The 5,583-nt window shown below is 40.4% G+C and carries 5 protein-coding genes; 4 read left to right on the forward strand and 1 reads right to left on the reverse strand.

Going from position 1 to position 5,583, the window contains the following annotated elements; translation table 11 throughout:
- From AC52RT_RS14100 to AC52RT_RS14110, 3 genes are all read left to right on the forward strand, one after another.
- Positions 1-1,014: MFS transporter (locus AC52RT_RS14100; RefSeq protein ID WP_495541326.1), on the forward strand; the 1,014-nt coding region annotated here is incomplete at its 5' end.
- An 88-nt stretch (positions 1,015-1,102) separates the two neighbouring features.
- Complete coding sequence (locus AC52RT_RS14105) at positions 1,103-1,852, forward strand: 4'-phosphopantetheinyl transferase family protein (protein ID WP_495541327.1); 750 nt, start codon at positions 1,103-1,105, stop codon at positions 1,850-1,852.
- A complete protein-coding gene (locus tag AC52RT_RS14110) occupies positions 1,839-3,188 on the forward strand; it encodes an MFS transporter (protein ID WP_495541328.1) in 1,350 nt (449 codons plus the stop codon). The genes AC52RT_RS14105 and AC52RT_RS14110 overlap by 14 nt, the downstream gene beginning before the upstream one ends.
- 58 nt (positions 3,189-3,246) lie before the next feature.
- Here AC52RT_RS14110 and AC52RT_RS14115 read toward each other — a convergent pair whose 3' ends face one another.
- Positions 3,247-4,980 (reverse strand): AAA family ATPase, encoded by a 1,734-nt coding sequence (locus tag AC52RT_RS14115; RefSeq protein WP_495541329.1) that lies wholly within the window; start codon positions 4,978-4,980, stop codon positions 3,247-3,249.
- Positions 4,981-5,233: 253 nt separating this feature from the next.
- Here AC52RT_RS14115 and AC52RT_RS14120 point away from each other — a divergent pair.
- The coding region (locus AC52RT_RS14120; protein WP_495541330.1) for a peptide deformylase at positions 5,234-5,583 on the forward strand (350 nt) is incomplete at its 3' end.

Genomic DNA, 5,583 nt, shown 5'->3' on the forward strand with positions numbered 1-5,583 from the left:
ATTGCCTTTGCACCCGCTATCGGACCGGTTGTCGGTGGATTTTTGGCAGAGCAGCTATCATGGAGATGGGCTTTTTATATCAATATTCCTTTTGGAATCTCACCCTTACTAATCGGTTTACTATTCTTAAAGGAACATAAAGAGCCAGCGGCAGGCAGGCTTGACCTAGTAGGCTTTCTCTTGTCAGCTATGGGTTTGTCGATGTTGATGTATGCACTGAGTATCGGACCTTCAACTGGATGGGGTTCACCTGTCATCATGTATATGGGTATAATCGGTTTCATACTTGTCTGTTTGTTTGTTTGGTGGGAGTTACATGTAAAAGACCCGATGCTAGATTTAAGATTATTATCGGACAGATTATTTCGATCACTCGGGCTTATTTCTTTATTATCTCAGGCCGCTTTAATGGGAATGCTCTTTATATTCCCATTAATGTACCAAAATGCCATGAATGCCTCGGCATTGGACAGCGGAATGGCTACTTTTCCTGAGGCACTGGGGCTTATGGTCGCCTCGAGAATGATTCCTTGGACTTCAAAGAAGCTGAATAGTAAACAGATGATTTGTCTTGGCTTATTTGGGACGGCTCTGATCTTTACCACCATCAGCCTAGTTGGTCCGACAGCGAACCCTTGGTTTTTACGACTCTTATTATTTAGCGTCGGCATATGCTTGGGGCATGCAGTAATTGCTGTACAGTCCTCGATTTTCACAAATGTCAATTCGGCATCGATGGGAAGAGCAACTACATGGTTAAATGTGCAAAATAGAGTGGGTTCTGCTGTAGGTGTTGCCCTATTAGCCAGTGTTTTGGGTGCTTTGGGAACAAGTGAGATGGCAATGGACGGAATTGAACGAAGTAACTTGGCATCCTACCAGTTTGCTCTCCTTGGTTCTGCAGGGTTTCTTGTTTTAGGCCTATTCATTTCATTGAGTTTGAAGAAAGAAGACTTCTTGCCAATGCAGAAATCAAAAGTAAGTTCTGAGGAAGAGTCAGTTAGGGTGAGTTAGTTATAGATAGGAAGTTTAAAATAGTGGGTTGCTGAATATTAAATCAGCGGCCCCTATTTATTTGTTCTTAATGAAAGGAGGGATTTTAATGGTTGAGGTGTATATTTGTAAATTACCTGCAAGCCGAGAGTATTCGGTTATAGAAAACTTACTTTTTCACGTTTCACAAGAAAGGCAGAATCGATTAAAAAGGTTTGTGAAGATTGATGACACATACCGTTCTCTGATTGGTGATTTGCTTGTACGTTTTGCCTTCCAAAAACGATGCGGTTCAAACGAGAAAATGAAAATATCAACTAATAAATATGGTAAGCCATTTTTATCTGATTATCCTTCTTTTCACTATAACGTCTCCCATTCCGGTGAATATGTAGTTTGTGTTGTTCATGTTGATGCAGTGGGCGTAGATATTGAATACATAGGACCATATGATTTGCATCTTGCTAAGGAGCTATTTACGGAAGAAGAGTATCAAGACGTACTGGCAAGCGAGTATAGCCTTACTGCCTTTTATGATATATGGACATTGAAAGAAAGTTATAGTAAAGCCGTTGGGATGGGCTTAGCCAAGACGTTACAAGGATATTCTATGAAGAAGCATACAAATGAATCCATTCAAATAACGGATATGCAAACAAAAAGACAGGTTACGGATTACAAATGCAGACAGTATGAGGTAGATGGTAACTACCGTCTCTCTGTTTGTGCACATCATGCCCATGCTGATCAGTTTAGAAGTCAGCCTATATCTGTCACATTTCAGGAAGTTTGCGAGAGATTGGGCATGGCTGTAACGAAACCCAATGTACATGGAGGAATTGAAATTGAGACAAATTAACGTTGCGCAGGTTATTGAAGGGAGTAAATTTAACTCTTTTCACTTATCTGTTTTACTATGGTGTATTTTCCTTATCTTGTTTGATGGCTATGATTTAACTGTTTTTGGAGCAGTTATACCAACTTTAAGCCGAGAGTGGGGGACGTCGCCAAGTATCTTAGGCTTGATAGGAAGTTTAACATTAGTTGGGGGATTAATCGGGTCACTTATTTGTGGAATAGCAGCAGATAAAATAGGGAGGAAGAAAGTAATTATTGCGTGTGTTACCCTTTTTGGTTCGTTTACTTTATTGACGGGGTTAGCACAAGGAGCAGTAGATTTTGCTATCTACCGTTTTCTTGCGGGGCTTGGATTGGGAGGAATTCCTCCATTGTTAGTGGTGCTCACCTCTGAATATTCTCCTAAGTCCATTAAGAATATCATGGTAGGGATCATGTTTAGCGGATATTCTATCGGAGGCATATTAGTCTCTCTTTTTGGAATGAAGGTCATTCCGACAGTAGGATGGGAATGGATGTTTTTCATAGGGGCCATTCCGTTAGCAGCAATCCCCTTTCTCATAAAATTTTTACCTGAATCTCTCTATTATTATGTAGAGAAGGGAGAACATGAAAAAGCTAAAAAAATAGTTACCAGGTTAGATCCCTCCTATGTCCCACATGAGAGTGATCGATTTATCAACGAACTATCAACATCCGGCGTGCCTGTTGTAAAGCTCTTCGAAAATCAACGAGGCAGGTCAACTATCATGTTTTGGATCGCATGCTTTATGGGATTATTAATGGTATATGGATTGGGTACATGGCTGCCACAACTAATGGTTGAAGCGGGCTATGAATTGAATTCCAGCTTGCTATTTCTATGCTGCTTAAATATCGGAGCCATTGTAGGTTCGATATGTGGTGGCTGGCTGGCCGATCGAATTGGATCAAAACGAGTGTTAATCAGTTATTTTAGTATAGGGGCAGTCTGTTTAATTGTACTTGGTATTAAACCAGGGTCTCTATTACTATATGTATTGATCGCCATAGCTGGAGCAGCGACCATTGGATCGCAAAATTTAAACAATGCGTATATCTCCATGTTCTATCCAACGCAGATAAAATCAACTGCATTGGGGTGGGCATTGGGAATAGGAAGGTTTGGAGCGATAATGGGACCGACAATCGGCGGGCTATTAATACAGTTGAAGCTGCCTATTTATATAAATTTTCTTAGCTTTGCGATTCCCGCATTGATAGCAGCGATATCCATTAGCTTTGTCCAAAATAAATATAATAGTACGATGAATCTCAAAGTAAATCCTGCTCCATATGCATTTCAAAAGACCAGCTAATCCAAAAAAAGAACCCATTTTGAACGATGTTCAAAATGGGTTCTTTCATTGTTCACGATTATGAAAATGATAGGACCTTTGCTTCATGAGAATCAACGATCATTTGAACTTCTGTGCCGTCAATCGTTTCTTTTTTCAAAAGTACCTCTACGAGTTTTTCGTATTGTGGGCGGTTTAAATCAATTAAATTTTCCGTCTCCTGAATTGCCTGAGTGAAAAGGGCTTGCATCTTTTGTTCTTTCTCACCTTTATTAAAAGTTAAGGTGAAACCGTCTTGCAACAGGCCGGTATCGACCATTTGTTCAAGCAGCTGCTTCGCCTGTTGAACGTCGCCGCCTACGCCGACACTATGTTCCCCTAAGTACATTCTTTCAGCAACACCGCCTGCTACGATCATTTTAACTTGATCTAACAATTCACTTGCCGTAGCTAAATGAAGTTCTTTTGGAATGGGTGCCACATACCCTAAGGCTTCGCCGCGAGGGATGATGGTCGCTTTTCGATCAGAACCCGGTTTTGTCAGAGCAGCAATTAAGGCATGTCCACTTTCATGAATGGCCACTCGGCGTTTCGTGTCAGGGTCATTCAAGCTTCTTGAGGTACTGCCAAGAACAGTACGATCAATCGCATAATCAATATCATCTTTTTCGATTAGATCCTGTCCATTACGTAACGCTCGTCTTGAAGCTGTTTCAAAAAGCGAGCTAAGGTCAGCACCAGAAAAACCTGACGTACTTTCAGCTAGTTTATCAAGAGATGCGAGAACGTCCATAGACAGTTGTTTACCTTTTGCGTGAATTTCAATAATTTCCTTTCTGCCTGTTGTATCAGGAAGAGGGACCTGAAAAGAGAAGTCGATTCGCCCTGGGCGTAGAAAGGCTTCATCAAGCATATCCTTTCGGTTCGTAGCAGCAACAAATAGGATGCCTTCATTAGAGTGGCCGCCGTCCAGCTGAACAAGCAGTTCGGTGAGGGTCTTTTCCCCTTCTTCACCGCCATTTTGTTTTCTACGTCCAGCAAGTGCGTCAACTTCGTCAATGAAAATAACGGCAGGAGTCTGTTTACGGGCATTTTGAAATAAATTTCGCACACGAGATGCACCGACTCCGACAAACATTTCGTTAAAGGCCGAACCACTTGTTGAAAAGAAGTTTGCCCCCAGTTCTTTTGCAATAGCTTGTGCCAACATTGTTTTTCCGGTACCCGGGGGACCGTATAGCAAGATGCCTTGAGGAGGCTTAATCCCAATCTTTGCTGACCGTTCTGGTTCTTTTAATGTGGTAAGTGTTTGCAGAATCTCTTGTTTGATTTCGGGCTGTAGACCGCCTACATCAGCTAATGTGATAGATGGAAGGGGACGGGCAGTCGATACGGCATTCTTGGATTTCCCTTTAATCCCAATACCGCCCTTAGATTTCTTTTGGAACGTTATAACGGCTGCTAAAAGTAAACCGATCACGCCGCCAAAAATCCAGATACTGTAGGCGTTTGTAGAAGAGTATACATATTGTATGTTATATGTGGAAACTAATTTATTTACCATTTGGCTGTTAGGTGGGATGTGTGATACGAATGTGCCATTCGAGGTAACGATGGATAATTTACCGTTTGGTTTCTCTTTTATAGAAACAGATTGGCCATTTTGGGCTTTAATTGTTTTTTCAACTGATGAAAAAGGAATGGATGTTACTTGATTTTTATCTAGTACATACCAGGTAATTCCTCCCAAAATCACAAATGATAAAATAACAAGTGGAAGTACTTTCGACATTAGTTTGACCTTCGAATTCAACTACTCATCTCCTTTTGGAATATATCTACAATTATAAGAAATATAGTTATATTATAAATGGGTATACTGCCTAATAATATAGGTAAATTATGTTATTTTACTAAATTAGGTTTAATTTTACGAAAAGCGGAATATGAGCATTTTGAATTTGTAGGTAGGGAATGATAAAATATAAGCATGATAAGGTGCCTTTCGTGTCAAAGCAGGGCTTTAAGGCAAGAAAATAACATAATGAAGGCAGTTGAATACAAAATTGAGTAAATTCACGAGCGATTATATGATAACGATGAAAGATATTGTGAAGGAAGGTAGTCCAAGTCTTCGCCAAGTAACGGAAGAGGTGGAGCTTCCATTATCAAAAGAGGATAAAGAGACATTGATTTGTATGATGCAATTCTTGAAAAACAGCCAGGATCCTGTTATATCTAAAAAGTATGGACTGCGTGCCGGTGTGGGTCTTTCTGCTAATCAAATTGGTTTGAATAAGCGGATGTTTGTGGTCTACTTTACGGATGAAAAAGGCATTTTGCATGAATACACCATGATTAACCCAAAGGTTATTAGTACGTCGGCTTCAATGACTTATCTGCCACAAAGTGAAGG

The sequence above is a fragment of the Peribacillus sp. genome (assembly GCF_059453735.1).

Excerpts from the sequence above, each read along its gene's own strand:
- AC52RT_RS14105 (WP_495541327.1), top strand. The coding sequence starts at position 1,103 with ATGGTTGAGGTGTATATTTGTAAATTACCTGCAAGCCGAGAGTATTCG.